This window comes from Alteromonas sp. ISO5 (genome assembly GCF_058105165.1).
In genome coordinates, this window is the sequence record NZ_CM176572.1 from 2,766,518 (window position 1) to 2,789,410 (window position 22,893).

The 22,893-nt window shown below is 49.5% G+C and carries 17 protein-coding genes; 8 read left to right on the forward strand and 9 right to left on the reverse strand.

Annotated elements, in window-relative coordinates; translation table 11 throughout:
• The first annotated feature begins 83 nt into the window (after nucleotides 1–83).
• Both AC2T0J_RS12405 and AC2T0J_RS12410 read left to right on the forward strand, forming a co-directional pair.
• Nucleotides 84–1,406 carry a hypothetical protein gene (locus AC2T0J_RS12405; protein WP_489806132.1) on the forward strand — a complete coding sequence of 441 codons (1,323 nt, stop codon included), beginning with the start codon at nucleotides 84–86 and terminating at the stop codon, nucleotides 1,404–1,406.
• A 139-nt stretch (nucleotides 1,407–1,545) separates the two neighbouring features.
• A complete protein-coding gene (locus AC2T0J_RS12410) occupies nucleotides 1,546–3,195 on the forward strand; it encodes an alkaline phosphatase D family protein (RefSeq protein WP_489806133.1) in 1,650 nt (549 codons plus the stop codon).
• A gap of 6 nt (nucleotides 3,196–3,201) precedes the next feature.
• On the opposite strand, the gene AC2T0J_RS12415 is transcribed toward AC2T0J_RS12410, so the two are convergent.
• On the reverse strand, nucleotides 3,202–3,717 hold the full coding sequence (locus AC2T0J_RS12415) for a hypothetical protein (RefSeq protein ID WP_489806134.1): 516 nt from the start codon (nucleotides 3,715–3,717) through the stop codon (nucleotides 3,202–3,204).
• 174 nt (nucleotides 3,718–3,891) lie between these two features.
• Between AC2T0J_RS12415 and AC2T0J_RS12420 the strand changes: the two genes are divergently transcribed.
• The 4 genes from AC2T0J_RS12420 to lysC all read left to right on the forward strand — a co-directional run bounded on the left by AC2T0J_RS12420 (nucleotide 3,892) and on the right by lysC (nucleotide 9,772).
• Nucleotides 3,892–5,028, forward strand: coding sequence for a PQQ-dependent sugar dehydrogenase (locus AC2T0J_RS12420; RefSeq protein WP_489810331.1), 1,137 nt, complete (start codon nucleotides 3,892–3,894; stop codon nucleotides 5,026–5,028).
• A 209-nt stretch (nucleotides 5,029–5,237) separates the two neighbouring features.
• Nucleotides 5,238–7,850: a bifunctional aconitate hydratase 2/2-methylisocitrate dehydratase gene (gene acnB, locus AC2T0J_RS12425; protein ID WP_489806135.1), complete on the forward strand. Its 2,613-nt coding sequence runs from the start codon at nucleotides 5,238–5,240 to the stop codon at nucleotides 7,848–7,850.
• Between the two features lie 118 nt (nucleotides 7,851–7,968).
• A complete protein-coding gene (locus AC2T0J_RS12430; RefSeq protein ID WP_489810332.1) occupies nucleotides 7,969–8,388 on the forward strand; it encodes a DUF192 domain-containing protein in 420 nt (139 codons plus the stop codon).
• A 34-nt stretch (nucleotides 8,389–8,422) separates the two neighbouring features.
• Nucleotides 8,423–9,772 (forward strand): lysine-sensitive aspartokinase 3, encoded by a 1,350-nt coding sequence (gene lysC, locus AC2T0J_RS12435; protein WP_489806136.1) that lies wholly within the window; start codon nucleotides 8,423–8,425, stop codon nucleotides 9,770–9,772.
• A 103-nt stretch (nucleotides 9,773–9,875) separates the two neighbouring features.
• On the opposite strand, the gene AC2T0J_RS12440 is transcribed toward lysC, so the two are convergent.
• Together AC2T0J_RS12440 and AC2T0J_RS12445 are read right to left on the reverse strand one after the other, a co-directional pair.
• Complete coding sequence (locus AC2T0J_RS12440; protein ID WP_489806137.1) at nucleotides 9,876–11,558, reverse strand: diguanylate cyclase domain-containing protein; 1,683 nt, start codon at nucleotides 11,556–11,558, stop codon at nucleotides 9,876–9,878.
• Between the two features lies 1 nt (nucleotide 11,559).
• Nucleotides 11,560–13,068, reverse strand: a complete 1,509-nt coding sequence (locus AC2T0J_RS12445) for a bifunctional metallophosphatase/5'-nucleotidase (protein ID WP_489806138.1) — start codon at nucleotides 13,066–13,068, stop codon at nucleotides 11,560–11,562.
• 155 nt (nucleotides 13,069–13,223) lie between these two features.
• Here AC2T0J_RS12445 and arfB point away from each other — a divergent pair, with 155 nt between their 5' ends.
• The gene (arfB, locus tag AC2T0J_RS12450; protein ID WP_489810333.1) at nucleotides 13,224–13,637 is read left to right on the forward strand and encodes an alternative ribosome rescue aminoacyl-tRNA hydrolase ArfB; all 414 of its coding nucleotides are present in this window, start codon (nucleotides 13,224–13,226) and stop codon (nucleotides 13,635–13,637) included.
• Nucleotides 13,638–13,669: 32 nt separating this feature from the next.
• Here arfB and AC2T0J_RS12455 read toward each other — a convergent pair whose 3' ends face one another.
• Nucleotides 13,670–16,090, reverse strand: a complete 2,421-nt coding sequence (locus tag AC2T0J_RS12455) for a porin family protein (RefSeq protein ID WP_489806139.1) — start codon at nucleotides 16,088–16,090, stop codon at nucleotides 13,670–13,672.
• A gap of 384 nt (nucleotides 16,091–16,474) precedes the next feature.
• On the opposite strand from AC2T0J_RS12455, the gene AC2T0J_RS12460 reads away from it, so the two are divergent.
• Nucleotides 16,475–17,074 carry a hypothetical protein gene (locus AC2T0J_RS12460; RefSeq protein ID WP_489806140.1) on the forward strand — a complete coding sequence of 200 codons (600 nt, stop codon included), beginning with the start codon at nucleotides 16,475–16,477 and terminating at the stop codon, nucleotides 17,072–17,074.
• Nucleotides 17,075–17,556: 482 nt separating this feature from the next.
• Here the strand turns inward: AC2T0J_RS12460 and AC2T0J_RS12465 are convergent, their stop codons facing one another.
• The 5 genes from AC2T0J_RS12465 to pdxA all read right to left on the reverse strand — a co-directional run bounded on the left by AC2T0J_RS12465 (nucleotide 17,557) and on the right by pdxA (nucleotide 22,888).
• On the reverse strand, nucleotides 17,557–19,581 hold the full coding sequence (locus AC2T0J_RS12465; RefSeq protein WP_489806141.1) for a methyl-accepting chemotaxis protein: 2,025 nt from the start codon (nucleotides 19,579–19,581) through the stop codon (nucleotides 17,557–17,559).
• 319 nt (nucleotides 19,582–19,900) lie between these two features.
• Complete coding sequence (locus tag AC2T0J_RS12470; RefSeq protein WP_489806142.1) at nucleotides 19,901–20,707, reverse strand: symmetrical bis(5'-nucleosyl)-tetraphosphatase; 807 nt, start codon at nucleotides 20,705–20,707, stop codon at nucleotides 19,901–19,903.
• Nucleotides 20,708–20,716: 9 nt separating this feature from the next.
• Complete coding sequence (apaG, locus tag AC2T0J_RS12475) at nucleotides 20,717–21,115, reverse strand: Co2+/Mg2+ efflux protein ApaG (RefSeq protein ID WP_489806143.1); 399 nt, start codon at nucleotides 21,113–21,115, stop codon at nucleotides 20,717–20,719.
• A complete protein-coding gene (rsmA, locus tag AC2T0J_RS12480; protein WP_489806144.1) occupies nucleotides 21,090–21,908 on the reverse strand; it encodes a 16S rRNA (adenine(1518)-N(6)/adenine(1519)-N(6))-dimethyltransferase RsmA in 819 nt (272 codons plus the stop codon). The genes apaG and rsmA overlap by 26 nt, the downstream gene beginning before the upstream one ends.
• Nucleotides 21,905–22,888: a 4-hydroxythreonine-4-phosphate dehydrogenase PdxA gene (pdxA, locus tag AC2T0J_RS12485; protein ID WP_489806145.1), complete on the reverse strand. Its 984-nt coding sequence runs from the start codon at nucleotides 22,886–22,888 to the stop codon at nucleotides 21,905–21,907. Before pdxA ends, rsmA begins: the two co-directional genes overlap by 4 nt.
• Nucleotides 22,889–22,893 lie beyond the last annotated feature (5 nt).

Sequence of the window (22,893 nt, forward strand, 5' to 3'; positions counted from 1 at the left end):
GTTAGACTTTAGTGGTGTTTGCCGGTGATTTAGCAACTTCATGATTATACGACCGGCACTTTCTTGATTTCAAAGGATTGGATATGAAATTACTGATTGGTTTGCTTTGGATTGCGACCGTACTTTGCGCCTATTGGTATGGCACATCACAAGTAACACCCTATCAGCCAACCGGCCACACTTCCTCAAACACTGCTGCAGACGCAGCTGAGTCAGACAGGCAAAATGTTGCTGGCAGTGCAGCGTTGCGGGGTTACCCGCAGGAGACTGGCGCGGCGCCTGTTGCAAACGCCGGGAGTGCCGACAGGCCGATAACGGTAGATGACGCCGTAGTGCAAATCCGGGCGTTGTTAGGCGAAATGGGGTGGTCGCCCACCATGGCGAGTATTGCCAAAGCATACGCTATTGTGTCGCAACTTAATTTAGAGCAAACCATAGAGGCGCTCAATCAGCTGGAATACGGTGACTCGCCGGAAGGTCTGCAAATAACCATGATGTTTATTAACCGCCTGGCAGAGCTGTCGCCACTGGAAGCCGTAGATTATGTGAACCTTAATGTGACCGACAAGATGCAAAAAGGCGGTGTGATGGCGTCTGTCATCGCTACCTGGGCAAATGCGGATCCCCATGCAGCGTTGCGGTGGTATTTGAGCCAGCCCGAGGAAAACCGCCAGCAGGGTATGGGCAGATTTGCCCTGGTGGGCTTGTTTTCCAGTCTCGCCAAACAGGATCTGGATGCGGCCATCAGCAGTATTGAAACGGATTTCGATGCCAATGATTTTGAAGCGATTGGGTATGCCGTAAGCAGCACCGCCAGGAACCTGCAAAATACCGAAGATTTTGAGTATTTACTTGAGCGGGTTCAGGCCATGGATAACGACAGGGCGTTACAGGCCGTGTTCTCCCAATGGATTATTCAGCACCCGGATGAGGCACTGGCCAGGCTCGATTTGATGAGTGATCCTAAGCAAAAGCAAGACGTCGAAGAGCGTGCGTTTCGCAGCTGGCTGATGAGAAATCCAGAAGAAGCGGCCGATCGCTTTATGCAAAGGGCGGCGCCGGATCAACGTCAGTCACGGGCCAAAGTGGTAGTTGAATCGATGAGCTTTAATCAGCCCGAACAGGCGCTAAGCTGGCTAAACAGGCAAACCGACATTGACACACAACCACTGACTTCTGATCTAATTAGTCGTTCGGCTTTTCGTAATCCGCAGTTTGCTGACCAAAATCTGCACAGGATCACTAATCAGGATAATCTGATCCACCTGACGTCACGGGTATATAACGGTTACAGTCGCTACAGCCAGGCTAAGGCCGACGAGTTTTTATCCCGTCAGTCGCCGGCAATACGCGAACAGGTATTAACCAGGTTGAAGAAGGGGGAAAAAATCCGATCCCGTGGCTAACCGGTTGGCGTCGGTATTTGGCAGTAATATTACTTAGTAAAGCATTTTCAATGCCTTAGCAAAATGTTCATCGACACTTCATAGGAATGTCACAGAGCTATTGCATAGTCAGGCTCTATTTTGTTGTGCGGACCTTACTATGATTTTCTCTCGTCGCCAGTTTTTAAAAGCCACTCTTGCCTCTGGCGTATTAACCCCTTTTGCTTATCAGGCGGCTGCGGCACCGGTAAATCCACTGTTTGATTGCGGTGTAGCCAGTGGCGACCCCACTCACGACAGCGTTATTCTGTGGACCCACACCCGTGAACCGGTTGCCCTGGCATGGCAAGTGGCCAGGGATCTGGCATTTAAGCAACTGGTGAAAAGTGGTCAGGGGGAGACTTCGCTAACCCACGATTGTACCTTTAAAATCGATGTAACCGATCTGGAGCCGGGAACCACTTATTATTATCGTTTTATGACCAGCAATGGCCAGAGTGAACCCGGGCGTACCAAAACTTTGCCAGTCGGCGAGCAGGATTCGTTGAGCATTGCCGTGGCGTCCTGTTCAAATTACCCGTTTGGCTATTTTAATGCCTATCATCATATTGCCGCGGATGAATCTGTTGATTTTGTATTACATCTGGGCGATTACATTTACGAATATGGTCAGGATGGCTGGGGTGATGATGAAGGACGTAAGCTTAACCGCCGTCATCAGCCCGCCAATGAGATTGTGTCGTTAATGGACTACCGAACCCGACACCGCCAGTATAAAACTGATAATGGTTCGCGGTTAATGCATGCATCACATCCGTTAATTCCCACCTGGGATGATCACGAATCTGCCAATAACCCCTATATGGATGGCGCGCAAAATCACCAGGCCGATGAAGGTGACTGGGCGGCCCGACGAGCAGCGTCGATTAAAGCTTACTACGAGTGGATGCCACTTAGGGAACCTGGTAAAAATACTAACAAAGCGCAATTGTGGCGGCATTTTGAATTCGGTAATCTGGCCACACTGACGACTTTGGAAACCCGCCATACAGGACGCGGCAAACAAATCGATTATGCCGAATACCTGCCACAAATAAAGTCAGAACAAACCTTGCGGCATTTCATTGAATCGGTGTTGGGCGATCCAGGACGCTCGATGTTGAGTGTCGCCATGGAAAATTACCTAAACGAAAAGCTCGCGACCTCTGTTGCCAGAGGGGCTAATTGGCGGCTGATAGGCAACCAGATCCCTATGGCCCGCACCAATGTACCGGACGCCAGTGATTTAACCTTGCCCGAGGTGCTGGCTGATAATGACGCGATTGCCCAGCATTTTGGTTATTTTATGGCGTTAGGTAAGTATGACTTACCTATCTATCTTGATACCTGGGATGGCTACCCTGTGGCCAGAGAGAAATTCTATCAGCTTTGTCAGTCGGCGAAAGCCACCGATTTAATAGTGTTAACCGGTGATAGCCATGCGTTCTGGGCAAACCAGTTATTTGCCGGTGATGGCGATGCCATGGGAGTTGAGCTAGGTACGGCCGGCATTACCTCGCCGGGCGACTTTGAAACCTTTGGGCCGGCGCTGGCAGGGGAGTTTGATCAACGGGTAGCGCAGCATAACCGGGAAATTCTGTGGACGGATTGTCAGCATCGTGGTTATGTGAAGCTGGAGCTTGCTCCTAAAACGGCAATCGCCAGTTTTATTGGCGTATCCAACATTACCAGTGAGCACTATAGCGCGAAAAACCTGCGTCAGTATCAGATAAGCAAAGCGGGTTCGTCGCTGGCAATCGAAAAGATTTAGTTGCAGTTACAGCAGCGCATTCTGGCGCGGCCGCTGGATTACCCAGCGCGCCACGTCCTGGCGTAAAAACTTATACGTTAAACCGCCGGTGACGCCGGCGACTACCTGCCAGAGCTGGCCTTCAAAGGAGCGGGTGCCTGCGATAAGGGTAACGTTTAGCAGCGGTTGCATGGCTATCAATATCAGGGCCATAGCTATGCCACCAGCCAATGGGTGCAACCAGTTGCTGCGGAGTTTGAGCATCCGGCCCGCACGGCCACTCATATACAGCGCAATGCACAAGGCAGCAAACACCGCGGAGCCATATTTGGGCAATAGCCCCCACCAGTCCAGTACGGTATGTTCAAGCCATTGATTACCTGAAATGGTAACGCCGAGTGATTCAAGATCCGCGAGGACAAATTGAGACTGAGACACACTGGCAATGGTGTAGGTCACCAACCAGGTCACCAGCATCGCACCGATTTTGGTAACCGGCCTGATGTCGGACTGAACTTCGTAAACGACGACTTTTTCAGACATTACGGCATACTCTCTTACAACAAGCTTGATTTGTACTCATCTTGCACAGATGACAACACTGCTTACAATAAAGCGCAACACAAATCGTATAATTTCATGCTAAGCTGCCAAGTACAAGTTGTTGATAGTCTAATCGATATGTGCAAAGCGTTACATCAGCGAAGTCAAAAGTTGATGCCCCTTCTGGTGGGGATAGTAAGCCTGTTCGGGGCCTTGTCTGCACAGGCCAATGACCCGCCGCCGTTAACCGGAAATTTCCATCAAACCCAGATTGCCGGCTATCTTGCCTCGCCCTGGGCGGCTGCCGAAAACCCACTCGGCGGCTGGCTGATCACTGAGCGCGGTGGCACTATCATTGAGTATACCAATGCCGGGCAACGCCTTGAGATCCCGCTGCAAATTGAGCAGCTCTATGTAGCCGGGCAGGGCGGCTTGTTGGACATTGTACTGGCGGAAGACTTTACCGAAACCCGGCGGGTTTATCTGAGCTTTGCGGTGGGTACTGACAGCGAAAATTACCTCGCTTTCGGCACGGCGAAGCTGGTAGGCGAAATGCCTGAAGTGAAGCGTTTATTTACGGTTAAATCGGCTAAGGATACGCCGGTACACTTTGGCGGACGACTGCTGAAACTGGCCGACGGCACGTGGTTGATGACCAGTGGCGATGGTTTTGACTACCGCGAGCAGGCACAGCAAAAAAGCAGCTTTTTAGGCAAAGTACTGCGCTTTAACGAAGATGGCAGTGCGCCATTGGATAATCCGTTTTATACCACTCCCGATGCACCGCAAAGTTATATTTATACGCTTGGCCACCGCAATCCGCAGGGGCTGGTCCAGGATCCTGTATCCGGCACGATTTGGCTGAATGAACATGGCCCGGACGGGGGCGACGAGATCAACTTACTGGCGGCTGGCAATAACTACGGCTGGCCGGTGGTAACGCTCGGTAAGGACTACTCTGGGGCAAAAATTTCGCCGTTCACCCATTATGATGGCATGGTGGATCCCATGTTAAACTGGACTCCCTCAATTGCGCCTTCCTCGATGGTGGTTTATCAGGATTCTGCTTTTCCTGAGCTGGCCAATCATCTGCTGGTGAGCAGCCTGAAAGACAAAGCGTTATATGCGGTGGCATTAGACCAAAATCCCATGTCTGCAAGGCAAATCTTTGCTACTATAAATGAGCGTTTACGGGATGTGATAGTGGGTCGTGACGGATCAGTATATGTACTGACGGACGGCGAGCGCGGTCGGTTAATGCGTTTTTCGCCGTTGCGGGCAGAAAACGTACCTGAACACAGTTTGCGCTAACCCAGGCAAAATCCCCGTAAAAGCTAGCAGAAGTGCGGTTGTTACCTCGGCGGTTACAACAATAGTCTGGCTGAATAGCGGCTATAAGTCTGCGAAACTGCATAAAAATTCAAATTCGTTATACATGCCGTTATAATTCCGGCGTTTAAATAGTCACTTCCTGCTCCGGGACCGTTCGAATTGGCAGGAATAACCATGAGGAAAACATCGTGTTAGAAGAATATCGCAAACACGTAGAAGAGCGTGCTGCTGAAGGAATCCCACCAAAACCGTTAAACGCGGAACAAGTGGCCGGATTAGTCGAATTACTGAAAAATCCACCTGCAGGCGAGGAAGAGGTTCTGCTGGAACTAATTTCTGAGCGTGTACCTCCTGGTGTTGACGAAGCCGCTTACGTAAAAGCTGGTTTCTTAAGTGCCATTGTAAAAGGCGAAGTAAGCTGCGACCTGATCAGCAAAGAAAAAGCAGTTGAGTTGCTGGGTAACATGCACGGTGGTTACAACATCGCCACTTTAGTCGAGTTACTCGACGATGCAGCACTTGCGCCACTGGCAGCCAAAGAATTGAAGCACACGCTGCTGATGTTTGATGCGTTCCATGACGTCGAAGAAAAACACAAAGCAGGCAATGAATTCGCCACTGACATCATTAAGTCATGGGCCGAAGCTGAATGGTTCACTTCTCGTCCGCAAATGGCTGAGAAAATAACTTACTCAGTGTTTAAAGTAACCGGTGAAACTAACACCGATGACTTATCTCCTGCACCAGATGCCTGGTCTCGTCCGGATATCCCTCTTCACGCTTTAGCGGCTTACAAAATGACCCGCGACGGTCTTGAGCCGGAAGAGCACGGCGTTAAAGGCCCGATGAAGCAAATCGAAGAAGTGAAGGCTAAAGGCCATCCGGTTGCTTTCGTGGGTGACGTAGTAGGAACCGGTTCTTCACGTAAATCAGCCACTAACTCTGTACTGTGGTTCTTCGGTGAAGACCTGCCAGGTGTGCCTAACAAGCGCGGCGGCGGTGTATGTATTGGTAGCAAAGTCGCGCCAATTTTCTTCAACACCATGGAAGACGCCGGCGCCTTAGTATTTGAAGCCGACGTTGAAAAAATGAACATGGGTGATGTGATCGACATCTATCCGTTTGAAGGCAAAATCACTAACAGTGAAACTGGCGAAGTACTGGCTGAGTACAACTACAAGTCTAAGGTAATCCTGGACGAAGTACGCGCTGGTGGCCGTATCAACCTGATCATTGGTCGTGGCTTAACTGAAAAAGCCCGTGAAGCGTTAGGCTTAGGTCCGGCTGAGCTGTTCCGTAAGCCTGAGCAACCAGTAGATTCTGGCAAAGGCTTCTCACTGGCACAGAAAATGGTGGGTAAAGCCTGTGGTGTTGACGGTATCCGTCCAGGCACATACTGCGAGCCGAAAATGACTACCGTTGGTTCTCAGGATACCACTGGCCCTATGACCCGTGACGAACTGAAAGATCTGGCGTGTCTTGGTTTTACTGCCGATTTAACCATGCAGTCTTTCTGTCACACTGCCGCGTATCCTAAGCCGGTCGATATCGATACCCAGCACACCCTGCCTGACTTCATCATGAACCGTGGTGGTGTTTCACTGCGCCCTGGTGACGGTATTATCCATAGCTGGTTAAACCGTATGTTGCTGCCTGATACCGTAGGTACCGGTGGTGACTCGCACACCCGTTTCCCTCTGGGTATTTCGTTCCCGGCGGGTTCTGGTCTGGTTGCCTTCGCTGCGGCGACTGGCGTTATGCCACTGGATATGCCTGAATCAATTCTGGTTCGCTTTAAAGGCGAGCGTCAGCCTGGTATCACCTTACGCGACCTGGTACACGCGATTCCTTTATACGGCATCAAGCAAGGCCTGCTGACTGTTGAGAAAAAAGGTAAGATCAACGCCTTCTCTGGTCGAATCCTTGAGATTGAAGGTCTGGAAGACTTAACCGTTGAACAGGCATTCGAGCTGTCAGACGCGTCTGCTGAGCGTTCTGCAGCCGGTTGTACCATCAACCTGTCTGAAGAGTCTATTGCTGAGTACCTGCGTTCTAACATCACCATGTTACGCTGGATGATTAACGAAGGTTACGGCGATCCGCGTACCCTTGAGCGTCGTGCACAGAAGATGGAGGAATGGTTAGCTAACCCATCACTGATGCGTGCCGATGCGGATGCTGAATACGCAGAAGTGATCGAAATAGACCTGTCTGAAATCAAAGAGCCAATCGTTTGCTGCCCGAACGACCCGGATGATGCCAAAACATTGTCTGACGTAGCGGGTGACAACGTAGATGAAGTATTCATCGGTTCTTGTATGACTAACATCGGTCACTTCCGTGCTGCCGGTAAACTGCTGGATAACTTCGGTAAGACCCTGCCTACCCGTCTGTGGATTTCTCCGCCGACCAAGATGGACAAAGCCCAGCTGATGGAAGAAGGTTACTACAACATCTATGGTCGCGTAGGTGTACGTACTGAAATGCCAGGTTGTTCACTGTGTATGGGTAACCAGGCACGTGTAGACGCCGGTGCGACTGTACTGTCTACCTCTACCCGTAACTTCCCTAACCGTTTAGGTGATGGTGCTAACGTGTACCTGACTTCTGCTGAACTGGCAGCAGTAGGTGCTATCGTTGGTCGTATTCCTACGGCTGAAGAGTACATGGAATATGCAGGTAAGATCGACTCAATGGCTGCTGACGTGTACCGCTATCTGAACTTCGATAAGATGGATAGCTTTAAGAAAGCAGAAGAAGAGGCGAAGGCTAAGATCATTCCAACGTTGAATGTTGCCTGACTTGACGTATAAACTAGCAAGCCGGGCACCGTAAGGGTCCGGCTTTTTTTATGTCTGTATGTAAGGTAACTAACAAGGAATATAAATGGGTTTGCGCACTATAATAAAACCAAAACTGATGGCGTCAGGCCTCCTGATAGCTGGTTTGCTGCTGAGTGCCTGCAACGTAAACGCTGTTGATTTTGAATCCGCGCGAATTGAAATAAACGACATTGCACTGCAGGTGGAGTTTGCCCAAACATTCGAACAGCGGGCTCAGGGCCTGATGTTTCGCAAAACCCTGTGCGAAAGCTGCGGCATGTTGTTTGAATTTAATCCCGCAAAACAAGCAAGCATGTGGATGAAGAATACCTTTATTCCACTGGATGTGGCATTTATCGACAGAAACGGCGTTATTACTGATATAAAGCCACTGCAACCACAGGACTTAACGTCGGTGGGGGCTTCAAAAGTGGTGAAATACGCGCTAGAAATGAACCAGGGCTGGTTTGCTAAGCATGATATCCATGTTGGCGACCAACTGATTGTCAATCCATAACGCTGATTTGAACAGCGTACAAACGGAGAACACCGTGAGTAACCCGTTAACCATTGCAAAATTTGGCGGCACCAGTGTTGCCAATTATGCTGCTATGCAAAACTGTGCCCGCATTGTTGCTGGCAACCCAGGCACTCGTATTGTTGTGGTAAGCGCCGCAGCGGGCATTACCAATCATCTGGTGGATCTGGCGCATAAAGCCATGACCCAGGAGCAAATTGGTGAAGTTTGTCAGGCGATTACGGATATAGAATTCAGAATTCTGAATGAGTTAAAAGATAAAGACAGCGTATCGGCTAAGCTGGATGATTTGCTGGACGAAGTGAAGAAACTCGCTTTCCACGAAGAGATCCTGCATCGCGCCGATCTGAAAGATCAGCTTTTGTCCATGGGCGAGCGTATGTCATCACTGATGTTCAGCGCTGTGCTGGCGGAACAGGATGTGACTACCATGAACTTTGACGTCCGCAAGGTTCTGCGTACCGACAGTGAGTTTGGTGCCGCTGTACCACAATTGGACGTCATTGCTGAAAACGCCCAGGCGTTATTAAAGCCAGAAATTGAAGATGCCATTGTGGTTACTCAGGGCTTTGTAGGCGCCGACGAAGAAGGCCGCACCACTACGCTTGGACGCGGTGGTTCAGACTTTACTGCAGCCCTGCTGGCTGAAGCGATTGGCGCTGAAGTTTGCGAAATCTGGACTGACGTGACCGGTGTTTACACCACTGATCCACGTATTACCGCTGCCGCTCATCCGTTACCGGAACTGAGCTTTGAAGAAGCCGCGGAAATGGCCACTTTTGGTGCCAAGGTGCTGCACCCGGCCACCATGGAGCCTGCTGTTCGTAAAGATATTAAGGTATTCGTAGGTTCCAGCAAAGAGCCTGAAAAGGGCGGTACTTGGATTGTTAAAGACTGCGAAAATGAGCCGCCATTCAGAGCGCTGACCCGCCGTAAAGAGCAGGTGATGGTAACGGTGAAAACCCCGAAGATGATGTATGCTCAGGGCTTCCTGCAGCAGGTGTTTGCGATTATCGCCAAGCATAGGCTGAGCGTTGATCTGGTCACGACCTCTGAGATCTCGGTGTCTTTTACCCTGGATAACCCGGCCAACTCTGTTGCGCAGCGGTTAAATCGTGAAACCATTGCTGAACTGGAAACCATCTGTAACGTTACCGTGGAGCACGGATTTGATTTGGTTACTGTCGTAGGTAATCACATGCAAACCAGTAAAGGCGTATCGAGCCGGATTTTTGCGGCCGTGTCTGATTACAACCTGCGAATGATTTGTTTCGGTGCTAACCCGCACAATATCTCATTTCTGGTGAATGAGTCAGACAGCACTGAGATTGTAACGGTATTGCATAAAGAGTTATTTGAATAACGTTAACCGTAGCTAAAACCCAACCCAAATAAACAAATAAAGGGGTCAGAGTTAATTAATCTTCATAAATTAATTAACTCTGACCCCTTTATTTTCCTTTATTTTACTGCTGTTCGTCTATATCTGAATCATTCACCCAGCGATTGCGGCCCGTACGCTTAGCTTTGTACAGAGCGTTATCGGCTGCTTCCACCGAGGGCAGGGTGATCCGGCCATCCTGTTGCTGGCCAACAGAAATACCAATGCTCACGGTAACGTGGTCGGCAACGCCACTAAAGTCGTGAGGAATTTGCGCATTTTTAAATGCATCCAGGATATTCCGGGCCACCGTTCTCGCCCCTTGTGTGTCAGTATCGGGTAGCAAGACGGCAAATTCCTCGCCACCGTAACGAGCCAGAATATCGGTTTTACGGGGCATCTGCTGTTTAATTAATGACGCCACCTGTTTTAAACATACGTCGCCCTGACTGTGACCGTAGTTATCGTTGTACTGTTTAAAATAATCCACATCAATCATTAACACGGTCAGTGGCCAGCGTTGGCGGCTAGCGAGATTGAGCGCCTGGGAATAGTAGTCGTCGAAGGCCCGCCGGTTTGCTACATCAGTAAGCGCATCGCGCAGACTCATTTCTTCAAGGGTGTTCTTTTGTAACTCGATAGTGGTGGCAAACCGTTCAAAGCTCTGTGCCAGCTCTGTAATTTCATCTTTGCCACTCACGGTTATGCGGTGGCCTTGTCCAGAGGAGCGTTGTTGTACCTGCTTGTTGAGGGTTTTTAACCGGTTAACCACCACGCGCTGGATAAACACGGCAAATCCAATGTAAGCAAACAAAATGATGATAAACAGCAAGCTGGCTTGCTTCACCTGCTGTTCAACCAGTCGGGATGTCTTCGCGGCCTGGCCCAGCACTGCCTGGTTTAGCTGGTGAGATTCAAATTCATTTAAGCGGGCATAGTCGGCAATCAGGTTGCGAACAAAATTACTCCTGCCCTGCACCCGCCCGAGGATCTTTAACTGTAACTGTCGCAGTGCAATTAACCCGGATTTGGGATGTAATACGGTTTCAGACAACGCCGCAATGGCCTGCTGTGCACTTTGTTGTTGGTCTGCTGGCAGCGTATCGGCTAGTGCGGAGAGTGAGGTGAACAGATTATCCAGGTTACTCTGCCGTTGTCGTATTTCGCTTAACTGGTCGAGGCTGGTAAGTTCAGCTGAGAGCAGCATTATACGGGAAAACAGTAAAGACCAGGATATGCTGGCAGTTGTTGGGTTACCAACAGTCAGGTCGGCATTGATCTGGCTTTGCAGATCGTAGAGTTTTGCAGCCAACCGATCGATTCTGTTATTGATGGCAATGCGTTGCTCTACTAACACATTGAGTTCATCCAGTTCCCGCTCAACGGAACTCAGTTGTGACGTGTTATGGTTGGTTTGCTCATATTCCTGTGACAGTTTGTGTAAGCCTTCTAACTGTCGTGTAATGGCATTCGTAGCAATTCTGCGCATGGCTTCTGAATTGGCCATGGACAATTGTTCGGTGCCGCTTAGTAAGAGGTTCATTTGCGAATACAGTTTGCCTGATTGAATAACGCTGGGCAGCGATTTATCCATCATTGAATTTAATGACTGTTCGAACGAAGACAGTTTCGAATAGGTGGTGTAGGCCAGGATCATGACCGCAATGATTAGCGTAACCAAACTTAAATTAATGATCCCGGATAACGAGTACAATCTCCTCAGCTTAAGCTGTTTGCTGGCGGGCGGCCGTCCCTGTTGGCTATTCATCTCAGCTGTCCCTGCCGTTTATAAAGCTGACTCTGCCCGTTGCGGTAGCAGACAACGTAGACTGACGTCGTAAAACACTGATCACAATGTCGGCAATCAGAGGGGTAACCTGTTGGCTGAAAGGGACTTCCGTTCCTTGTTTGAGGCTGTCATAACCATCACCACCATTTGCCAGGTAATCGGAAGTGGCAAGAGAATAGATACGACCGGGCTCTATGGGCGCCCCGTTAATGGTGAGATCTCTCACGCGATTGCCTGGTGCAGCAGAAAGCTGCACACTAAACTGCATACCGGAAACGTGCGGGAAGCGGCCTGAAACGTCTTCAACCCTACTCACCCCGTTTTCCAACGCCGATTTTAAATCAGCCCCGGTTATCCTCAGCACCCGGATATGATTTCGAAACGGCAGTTCGCTGGTAATATCCTTACGGGTTAACAGGTGTCCCTCACGATAGCTGCGCTCGCCCCGGATAGCACCGCCGTTGATGATTGCCACATCGGTGTGGCTGGCCTCTTTTAGGGCATCGCTTACCAGGTTACCAAAGCCATTCTCACGCGTGCGCACAGCTGTCCGGTTGGTATCCATTTCGGTGGTGAGACGGGCAATCTGTTCGCTGAGCAGCGCGGTAATTCGGTTATCATAAGTGGCTACCTGCTCGGCAATAACCGGATCTACCGGGTAATCCCTGAGTGGCAGTAAGTCCACGTCAAATCGTGCATCAGATGGATTGCCTTCCGGCCATTCAATGTTCACTTTAGCTGCCGTGGCTTCACTGGTTACGATGACGTAATTTGCCCGTGGTTTTTCATCGGCGGCCACTGGCTCCACATAGTAGGGATCGCTGCGTAGCACCAGATCGACTTGCGATTGTCTCAATAGCTTATTAATAAAAGGTAATTCGTCTGAAATCATCAGCACTATCAATTCTGCGCCGCGTTCGCGCAGCGCGCCGGCACGGCTGACAATGGTGTCGTAAGGAGAGTTAATTTGCAGTCTGTTCATTAAGTACTCTTCTGAGGAAACGCTGGCTATCACTGTGAGTATGCCAACCCTGACGCTTCCCCTTTCAAGAATGATATCTTGCCAGGTACCTTCAAGTTCATGCCGGGAGAGTGGATCGGTCACATTGCTTAATACTAACGGGAAAGCAGCTTCATAGGCGCGTAACGACAGTTCATCTTCAAAGTAACTGAACTCCCGCTTAGCTATGCCCATAGCATCCGGTTCGATAGTGTTGAGAATATCGATAATATGCGCACCGCGATCAAAAGATGACAACATGCTGGGTGCCAGGCTACCACCGCCAAATAAAAACAGATTGGGCTGTTGAGCGTTTCTGGTTTGCTTAACCAGCGTAGCGAGATTGGCGTAGCTGCCATGAGGCGGGTTTATGATCAGGGGCAGTTCAGCCGCATAGAGCACGGTAAGTTGTTTAGACTGACACGCAGTAGTAATAAACAGTAAGCTTACACACATCAAACCGACAACAATGGTATAGCAGCGAAACACGTAAAGCTGACCTCTTTGGAGACTTCTTAACCGTTTTCTATCGTAACACTGTTATTTTTATGCTGGGTAGCTAAAAAGCCATAAGGTATAAAAAATAACGCTTTCGCGGTATTATTCGGTATGGATTTATTACAGTTGATGGATATATGAGCAATATGATTGAGATCACGTCGACACTGGCTGTTGCCGAAACCGAAATAGAGCTGCAGGCTATTCGGGCTCAGGGCAGTGGTGGGCAGAATGTTAATAAGGTCAGCAGTGCTATTCATTTACGGTTTGATATCCACAACTCATCCTTACCCGATCCAATTAAGCAAAAGTTGCTCAACTGCAATGACGGCCGGGTGAACTCCGATGGGGTGATGATTATAAAGGCGCAACAATTCCGAACTCAGGAGCAGAATCGAGAAGATGCCATTGCCCGTTTAGTGGAATGGATTAAGGACAACACCAAAGTGCAGAAAAAGCGCCGCCCAACCCGGGTCAGCAGGGCCGTTAAGGCCCGCCGCAAAGATGCCAAACAGGCCAAGAGTCAGCGTAAACAACAGCGTCAGAAAGTGCGCTGGTGATCCCTCAACCAGTCGAACAATCTGATGAGATTTTAAAAGGTATAGCGCAGGCTCAATTTGGCTGTTGTGCCGCTGTACAGATTATTGATAACCCGCTTTTGCTCGGTCAGATAAGAACGGTCCGGGTAGTTTAGAATATTGTTCAGGCTGAATTTTGTACTGAGGTGTTCATTGAACCGCCAACTGAAAGACTGGTTCCATGCTAGGACTTTTTCTCTGATGGTGTCCTGTTGGGCATCGGCGCCTACATCGTCCAGAGCTTCACTTTGCCAGGCCAGATTGGTGGTATATTGCCACTGATCGTTCTTTATCAGCAGGTTGATCATCAAGCGGTGCTCAGCACGTTCAGGCATGGCAATTGAACGGTCGGTCAGATTGGCTTCAGTATCTGAGTAGGTGTAAGACGCTTTAATATCAACCAGTGCCAGCCCTGTATCAGTAAACTGCCTTGACCAGTAGGTCTGCACGCCACGGATAAAACCATCCTTACCATTTTCCACCCGGGTAACATCGTAAACAATGCCGTCGAGTTCTTCAGTGACCCTGGAATCATAAAAGAAATCTGAGATGTCATTGTAGTATATTCCGGCATAGAGTTTACCTACCTGGGTGTGGGTATATTCAAGTCCGGCAAACCAGTTAATAATGGTAGTGGCCTCCAGATCCGGTGAGCCTTCGGTAATGGTGCGGGTAGGAGGATTAATGCGACGGTAGCGCACCGTATCAAAATACTGCGGGCGCATTAACTGCTCAAAATAATTAAATTTTAAACGGGTGGAGGAGGATAACTGATAGCGCAACTCCAGTGACGGCAACAGGTGCTGATAGCTGTTGCCGCCTTCCACAAATGCCGCATCAAAGTGGCTGAAGGTTTCCTCGATACTAAGGCCAGCAACGTCAACGCTGGTGATTTGATCGCCAAGGTTGGCAATACCGGCTTCCGTGGGCCCACTTACTGCACCACGAGTACTGGTTTCGGTTTTTTCATAGCGCAGGCCAAGGCGCCAGAACCAGGATGCCCGTTGCTGGTAAGCATCGATGTAGGCGGAACTCACCGTTTCTTCACTGGTATAAATATCTTGAATAGACTCTAAAAAGGATTGTGCCGGATTAAAGTTAAATTGCTCCGGGTTAGCGGCCAGATAGGGCTCACCTAATAATAAGTCCATACCAGCGGGAATGGTGGTACGGCCTTCCATAATGGCGACCGGCTGATTACTGCCCAGTACCTCGGTGAGGCTGAAACGGTTGTCGGTAGCGGTATAAACCGAGCGGTAATTGTCGTTATCACGTTCTTTATTGCGCCACGTGATACCGCTGCCAACCCACACCGGCCGCCCGGCAACCTTAAACTGCTGGCTCCAATCGGTAACGAATGCATAATCGGTATCTGTTGTGGTAGTCAGGGTCGGCCGGTAGTTGGCAAACAATGACTGATTGGTATCAAATACGTCGGCATTGGTCACGGTGGTAGCTGGCAGATAAGGACTATCAATTGAATAATTAGCCGTCAGCCCCTGATCAACAAAGTTCCAGGGCAGCCAGAGTCGCTCGTTTACCCAGCGGCTGAAGTAGATACCGGCTTCAACAGCGCTGGTATCGGTTTCGTAATTGAAGCCAAGGCGATGGCGATGAATATCCCTGGCGGTTTCCATACGGTGAAAGTAACGACGGATCCGCGAGTCGAACACGCTGACATCGCTTAACGTGGAGCCATCATTACTCAGTTCGGCATTATCAATGGACCCAGCGCCAATTTGGTATTCAAGCCGGTTACGGGTGGCGATATCGTCGTAGTTGGTCGACATGCCTTCGTAGGTAAAAAAGGTGTGCTGTGAAAGTACGTAGTCAGCACGCCATTGCATATTGGTGCTGGTGGTATCAAACTGATCCTGACTGTAGCGTGGGAAGCCCAGCAATAATGCCCGTTGTTCAGGTGCGTCAGGGGCATCAATGGACAGCCAGCGGGCCTCGTAAAAATCGACTTTTCGCTCCAGACTGTTTTTCTGTGCGTTAAACTGCAAGCGCCAGCGGTTAACACTTTTAGCCAGTTTCAGACTGCCGCCAGGCGTAGACTCCTTGGCTACGTCCTGATAACTTACGTTGGCCTCAAGCTCTGCATTGTGGGCTTCGGCCCTCCCTTTTGATAAACGAAACTGACCTCTGAAATCCACGCCTTCGGCATCGCTCACCGCGCTGAAAAAGCGCCCGGGAGCCTCGTTACTCTGATATTCAGAAGCAATGGGGTTGCGTTTGAGTAAGATCCGGTCGCGCTCTCTGGCGCTCTGATTGGTAGCATCATCAGAAGGTCTTGCTACGGGCGAAGCCGTGGTTTGTGCACACACGGTGCCGGTAGCCGACAACGTGGTCAGAATGACAGAGAGTAACGATAGTTTTAACGGTGTACCGACTGCCTTAAGGCTTCTATAGCCTGTTCGGGTATCACTAGACATTAATTTCCCTTCAAAGAAGAACAACAATAAAAATAACGGTCGTTTTCAGGCAATAGGTACTTAATCAGTGGGCGACTGGGCGTGAGTAATTTTTAACTACGCAGCCAATGACCAGTTCTGCTCTATGCGGCAGATTAAACGCGTGGACGGATCGCATTATTATTGTGTTGTTGCGTGCCCGACACTGCACCGATTAGTGGCGTAAAGGTAGCGATTTATCAGGTGAAAAACGAGCTTAATAAGATAAGCACACTGTGAATAACGCTCAATGGGGGTCTGCTTTGTGTAAATTATACGATTGGTTAAGAGTTTTGGACGCCCGGTGCAACGTACCTTTGTGTAAGGTCGTAAGCTGACCAGCATCAATTCGCCACGGAAAATTACATGATGCGATTTAGTTATAAACCTGGTTACCGCGCAGCAGAATTAGTCATTGTCATGGTGTTGTTAGTGAGCAGTCTGAACCAGTTTATCTCGAACAGAGTGAGAGCGGCGGTGGTGCCGGAAGAACCTCATTTTTGTGGCCCGTATCGCAGTGAAGCCGAGGCCTTGTCCGACATTGTGCCGGCTTTATATGAAGTGGTGTCTGGTGCACCAGGGGAGGAACGTAACTGGCAGTTGCTCCACGACCTGTTTGCCCCCACTGCGACTATTACACTACTGTTTCATCGCGAGGGAATGCCGGATATTTCAGTGCTGACACCCCGTGAGTTTGTGGCACTCAATAAATTACTATTTAAGGATGTCGGGTTTTATGAAACCCAAACTCATAATCAAACGATTAAGGTTGGCCATATGGCTATGGTTATCAGCGCTTATGAATCCCGGGAAGCGCCGGATAAATTAGTTTACTCCAGGGGGATTAATACTTTCCAACTGGTGAACGACGGCCGTCGCTGGTGCGTGATCTCGGTAACCTGGGACAGTGACAAAGGCGGTCATGATATTGCCGGGCGTATTGCTGAAGTGTTCGGTACAAACTAGAGGGTGTGCGTGGTGATCTCATTCAAAAAATTGTCATGCCGGCCTTTGAGCCGGTATTTCCTGAACGGTATGACTCATTTATAACAGCTTGCTCTATATTTGGTTCTTTGTATCGCGAAATACTGGTGGCTGGCAGATCAAGTAAAAGCGTAGAGCCGTCATGGATGTCGGCACCGGCCAGCGCGGGCAAGGAAGTCCCCTTTGGGTGCTGTCGGCACCCCGACAGAATGCTGATGCGGGAATTTAGCGCAATTTTTACTGCGTAGCTAAATCGCTCGAAGATTTTTTTGAGTATACGATAACAAGCAAGGGGGTCCCGGATAATTGCTTCGAAAATTCCGGGATGACATTGAGACCCCGGATATCGTTTTCAACGATTCCGGGGTTTAAAAAACGCGCGAGCGATGAGGTTAGTCGGGTGATTTAGGAAATCCCGGGTAACGCCCTTGGCGTTCCCGGGATATAAAAACATTAAGGTGCTTTTAAACCTTAAACTGTCGGATAGAGCTTTGCAGTTCTTCGGCCAGGCGAGCAACTTCTTCGCTCGATTCTGACGTTTGTTGTGCACCCACGGTGGTTTCTTCTGCGATGCCGACAATGGTTTCCAGCTTCTCAGAGATATCCTGTGATACCAGGTTTTGTTCACGGGCTGATTGCTCAATCTGGCTACTTACATCGTGAGCCTGTTTAACGGCTTTAGAGATAATGTCCAGAGCCTGGGTGGCCAGTTCGGTTTGTTCAACACACTTGGCGGTTTGCTGTTTGCCTTGATCCATTACCGATACCGCTTTTTCTGCTCCTTCCTGCAGAACTTCGATCATGGCGTTGATTTCCTGCGTCGATTCCTGCGTGCGGCTAGCCAGTGTGCGGACTTCGTCAGCTACCACAGCAAAGCCACGGCCTTGCTCTCCGGCACGGGCTGCCTCAATAGCGGCGTTCAGTGCCAACAGGTTGGTCTGGTCGGCAATGCCCCGAATAACATCGAGGATGCTGCCGATGCTGGCGCTGTCCTGGTGAAGCTTATGAATTACCAGCGCGGCGTCTTCTACGTCGCGCGCCAGTACTTCAATGGTGGCTTTGTTTTCCAAGGAAATATCACGAACCTTGTTAGACTCCTGATCGGCATTTCGGATTTCAAGCAGAGTATCTTCAGCATTTTGCGAGACCATCTGTGAAGTTGAATGCATTTCTGTTGTCGCCGTTGCTACCAGGCCAATTTGCGCTTTTTGATCCTGGATAGACTTGGTGGTCTGCAAGGTAACGGCTGACGTTTGCTCTGACGCAGCGGCGAGTTGTTCGGCGCGCACGTTAATGCCGCGGATGAGCTCTTTAAGACTGAGGATCAGTTTATTACAGTTTTTCGCCAACTGACCAAACTCATCCTGACTGGAGTCATCCAGGTTATGAGTCAGATCACCGGAGGAGGCGATGTTAAGCAAGTCGTTGACTTTCTTAAGCGGAATAGTAATGGCATTAACGGTTTTATAGCCGGTGAAGAAGGCCAGCACCAAAGAGCCAACAACTATACCGAGCACGATTGTTGTACCAAAGCTAACGTTGCTGTTGACCTGTTCTTCCAGGGTTTTTACCTTGGCATTGGTCAGGTTAAGCAGTTGCTCAAGTTCGCCTACCGCACTGTCCGCCATTTCTTCAGATTTGCCAAGGGCTTTTTCAGTCTGGTTACGCAGTTCCAGGCGGGATACATGCAATTGTACCACGCCATCGCTGCCTGTTACCGCATCGATGGCATCGTTGACCATGGACTCAACTTCTTCCAGCGAGCCGGATGAATCCTCACCATTGGCAGCACTAAGCATCGCGTCGAGCTGTTCACGAATGGCATCCACGGCAAATTTGACTTCGTTGCCCAGTGTATCGGCACGCACCAATGTCTGGGTTTTGATGTAGTCAGACGTTACCGTGATAAGAGTAAGCAGGCGGGTTTCCAGTTCGCCACCCAGTTCTGAGGCGCGACGCAGATTAGCATTGCTTTGTACTTCGCGTAAGTCGCTAAAATCGAGCAAATAAGTAGAGGCGTCGTCGGCGTTATCCTCGACGTCCATTAAGCGGTCTTCGACATCGTTGCGACGGGATAAATAGCTGTTGTGGCTGGCATATAAACCGTTGACCGTGGCCAGGTATTCCTTCGAGATACTATTTACGTTCTGTAACGCCGAACTCAGTTTAGGGTCATTCTTTACTGTTGCTGCCAGCGCACTATAAGCATTCGTAAAGTTCTGACTGGCTTCCTCAAACTGTGTTTGTTTTTCTTTGACTGTTGACAGTTCATCTGACACATAAGCTTCGAAAACCAGACGGCCCATATTTAAAAATGAGGCTTTGAGCGTATTGCTGCCGATAACTGTAGGCACTGCCACGGTGTTAACTTCGCCCACATCATGTTGCAGTGAACGAAGATTAACCAGAGACACTGCGCTGATGATTAGCAGCAGTACACTTATCGTGAAGAAGCCGAGAATAACCCGTGCTTTTACCGTTAAATTCATTGTAGCTCCCAGAGCATTATTATAGTTTTGGCGTTCCAAACAAACAGGAACTGTGCCTGTTCGGAGTCTGGTGTTAACCGGTTTCTTCGGTATTGCAGCGTTGCATCCCCTCAAAGCGAGCAATAAACCGGATAATCTGTTGCAGAGGCGCTTTTTCCTCCGCAAGATTAGTTATACCAATCTTTTAAAACTGATACAAAAGTATTAGAACCTTTTAAGCGGTTTTTTCTATCAGCTATCACTTTCTTATCGGACGGTTCAGCCAATAGTTAAGTGATTTAATTAATGGTTGCTCATGATTATAGTCGCTGAGATGTGGTTACGCAGAAACCGAAATATATTCGCCGGTTTCTTTATGCCAGAGGGTCATGGTATTACCCCACACATAGCCGGTATCCAGCGCGATAAATTGCGGCGAAGAGGTGATGCCCTGCAGGGCTGCCCAGTGGCCAAACAGAATACGTTCATCGGTTTTTATCTGCGGGTTGGCGATGTCAAACCAGGGAAGCAAAGAAGATGGCGCGTCTTTCGGCGCAGATTTTACCGATAAATTAAGTGCCAGTGAGGGGCGGACAAAGCGCATTCGGGTGGTGGCATTAATGATAAATCGTTGACGTTGTTTACCGCTCAGTTTCTTGTTCCACTTAGGTGGACCGTCACCGTACATATTGTCGAGCAACTGACACCATTTTACACTTTTGAGTTGGTCGGCGATTTCCTGACTGTACGTCAGTAATTGTGCCGTCGACCAGCCCGGATATAAACCGGCATGTACCATGGTGTGCTTATCATCAATGGCCATTGCCAGTGGCCATTGCCGCAGCCAGGCGGTAAGCTCCGCCATATCAGGGGCTTTCATTAGCGGCTCAAGGTTATCACTGCGCTTGGCTTTTTTTATCCCTTGCGATACCGATAAAAAGTGCAGGTCATGATTACCCAGAACACTGTAAAAACTACTGCCTAACGAACGCAGATAACGCAGGGTATTCAGCGAGTCCTCACCACGGGCGATCAGATCGCCCACGGCATACAGGCTATCGCGGCCAGGCTCAAAGCTAACGCTGTCGAGCAAACGGCGAAGCCCGGCGTAACACCCCTGAATGTCGCCAATTACATATGATGCCATTACTATAAGTTAGTTGATGATATTGGGTAGCGCGAGGCGAAATGGTTCTATGGGTACCCTGAAAACATCGCCGTCGGCGGTTTTCATGTCGTAATACCCCTGCATAGTGCCTACTTCCGTATCAATGACGGAGCCACTGGTATATTGAAAGCTGTCACCTGGTTCAATGGTGGGTTGTTTACCTACCACGCCTTCACCGCTGACCTCGGTTTGCTTGCCATTTGCATCAGTAACCAGCCAGTAGCGATGAGTAAGTTTTACCGCGAAGCTGTTGTGATTAATCACGGTAATCTGATACGCAAAGGCATACTTATCACTGTCTGAGGGCAAATGTTCTGGTAAGTGCCGCGTTACTACTTTAACGGTAACCAGATCGGCCGGATTATGTTCGGTCTTCGGTGCTGTCATGTTCACTTACCCAATTCGCAATGGTTGCAAAATCATCGAGCGACAGTGTCTCAGCCCGTCGGGTTGGATCAAGGCCAAGCGCTTCTAACTGTGCTTCGTCAATACAGTCTTTCAGACTATTACGTATGGTCTTTCTGCGTTGATTAAACGCCATCGTGCAAACTCGTTCAAGCATTTTTACATCACTTACCGTTACCACCGGGGTTTGATGGGGGGTAAGACGGACAACGGCCGATTCCACCTTTGGTGGCGGCACAAAGGCTCCTGGCGGCACATTGAGTACCGGCTGAACCTTGCAGTAATACTGTGCCATTACCGACAAACGACCGTAATTTTTATTGCCCGGGTTGGCAGCTAAACGGTTAACCACTTCCTTTTGCAGCATAAAATGCATGTCACCAATAATGCCAGCGTGGGAAAACAGGTGAAACATGATAGGTGTGGAAATGTTGTAAGGCAGATTGCCAAATACCCGTAAAGGCGCTTCGGGCTTTGCCAGATCATTAAAATCAACGGTCAGGGCATCCTGTTCAACAATGGTGAGTTTGCTGCCATGAAACGGGTGATGACGCAGACGTTTGGCCAGATCCCGGTCCAGTTCAATGACCGTCAGTGCATTAACCCGCTCACAAACCGGATCAGTCAGTGCTCCCAGACCAGGGCCGATTTCAACAAGATTCTCGCCATCCTGGGGATTAATGGCATCGACAATTTGCTCAATGACAAAGGTGTCGTTTAAAAAGTTCTGGCCAAACCGCTTGCGCGCGGTATGGCCTAAATGGGTTTTATTCATTGTTGATGATGAGCCAGTTCAATTGCTTTATTCAATGCTTTGGTAAAACTGCCGCTGTCGGCCTGACCTTTTGCGGCCAAATCCAGCGCGGTACCATGGTCTACTGAGGTGCGAATAAACGGCAGGCCAAGCGTGATATTCATTGCCGCACCAAAGCCTTTATATTTTAGCACGGGAAGTCCCTGGTCGTGATACATGGCCAGTACGACATCTGCATCCTCCAGATATTTTGGCTGGAAGATGGTATCAGCAGGCAAAGGCCCGGTAAGGTGAATGCCTTCTGCGCGTAATTCGTCCAGTGCAGGAGTAATCGTTTCGATTTCTTCACGGCCAATGTGGCCGTCTTCACCGGCATGTGGATTAAGACCACAAACATAGATATGCGGATTGGTGATATTAAATTTCAGCTTCAGATCGGTATGAATAATGTGAATGACCTTGTGCAGGCGCTCGCGGGTAATCGCTCGGGAAACATATTCCAACGGAATGTGTGTGGTGGCCAGGGCGACATTCAGACCTTCCGTTGCCAGCAGCATAACCACATCAATGGTATTGGACTGATGGGCAAAAAACTCAGTATGGCCACTAAAGGAAATTCCCGCTTTATTGATAATGCCTTTGTTTACCGGTCCGGTGACCACTGCATCGAAGTCGCCTTCGATGTTGGCCTGGCAGGCCTGACGCAGGGTTTCTACCACATAGTGGCCGTTATCGCTGTTCAATACACCAGGCGCAACCGGCACGGCAGTGGGAATAGCCTGAATAAACAGCTCGCCTTGCGCCTGAATTCGTGTCTCGCCATGGGTGTAAGGCGTTAGCTTAAGCGGCATGTTTAATGCCGCGGCGCGTTCCTGCATCATGACTTCGTCGGCAAAAATAACCAGCTGAGCGGGCCATTCCTGTTGAGCCAGTTCGATAACCAGATCGGGGCCAACGCCAGCAGGTTCACCTGGTGTGATGGCAATTTTAAGCGGTGTCATAGTCA

Excerpts from the sequence above, each read along its gene's own strand:
- AC2T0J_RS12410 (WP_489806133.1), top strand. The coding sequence starts at position 1,546 with ATGATTTTCTCTCGTCGCCAGTTTTTAAAAGCCACTCTTGCCTCTGGC.
- apaG (WP_489806143.1), bottom strand. The coding sequence starts at position 21,115 with ATGACAGCACCGAAGACCGAACATAATCCGGCCGATCTGGTTACCGTT.
- pdxA (WP_489806145.1), bottom strand. The coding sequence starts at position 22,888 with ATGACACCGCTTAAAATTGCCATCACACCAGGTGAACCTGCTGGCGTT.
- AC2T0J_RS12415 (WP_489806134.1), bottom strand. The coding sequence starts at position 3,717 with ATGTCTGAAAAAGTCGTCGTTTACGAAGTTCAGTCCGACATCAGGCCG.
- AC2T0J_RS12455 (WP_489806139.1), bottom strand. The coding sequence starts at position 16,090 with ATGTCTAGTGATACCCGAACAGGCTATAGAAGCCTTAAGGCAGTCGGT.
- AC2T0J_RS12405 (WP_489806132.1), top strand. The coding sequence starts at position 84 with ATGAAATTACTGATTGGTTTGCTTTGGATTGCGACCGTACTTTGCGCC.
- AC2T0J_RS12430 (WP_489810332.1), top strand. The coding sequence starts at position 7,969 with ATGGCGTCAGGCCTCCTGATAGCTGGTTTGCTGCTGAGTGCCTGCAAC.
- AC2T0J_RS12470 (WP_489806142.1), bottom strand. The coding sequence starts at position 20,707 with ATGGCATCATATGTAATTGGCGACATTCAGGGGTGTTACGCCGGGCTT.
- arfB (WP_489810333.1), top strand. The coding sequence starts at position 13,224 with ATGATTGAGATCACGTCGACACTGGCTGTTGCCGAAACCGAAATAGAG.
- rsmA (WP_489806144.1), bottom strand. The coding sequence starts at position 21,908 with ATGAATAAAACCCATTTAGGCCATACCGCGCGCAAGCGGTTTGGCCAG.
- AC2T0J_RS12420 (WP_489810331.1), top strand. The coding sequence starts at position 3,892 with ATGCCCCTTCTGGTGGGGATAGTAAGCCTGTTCGGGGCCTTGTCTGCA.
- AC2T0J_RS12440 (WP_489806137.1), bottom strand. The coding sequence starts at position 11,558 with ATGAATAGCCAACAGGGACGGCCGCCCGCCAGCAAACAGCTTAAGCTG.
- AC2T0J_RS12460 (WP_489806140.1), top strand. The coding sequence starts at position 16,475 with ATGATGCGATTTAGTTATAAACCTGGTTACCGCGCAGCAGAATTAGTC.
- AC2T0J_RS12465 (WP_489806141.1), bottom strand. The coding sequence starts at position 19,581 with ATGAATTTAACGGTAAAAGCACGGGTTATTCTCGGCTTCTTCACGATA.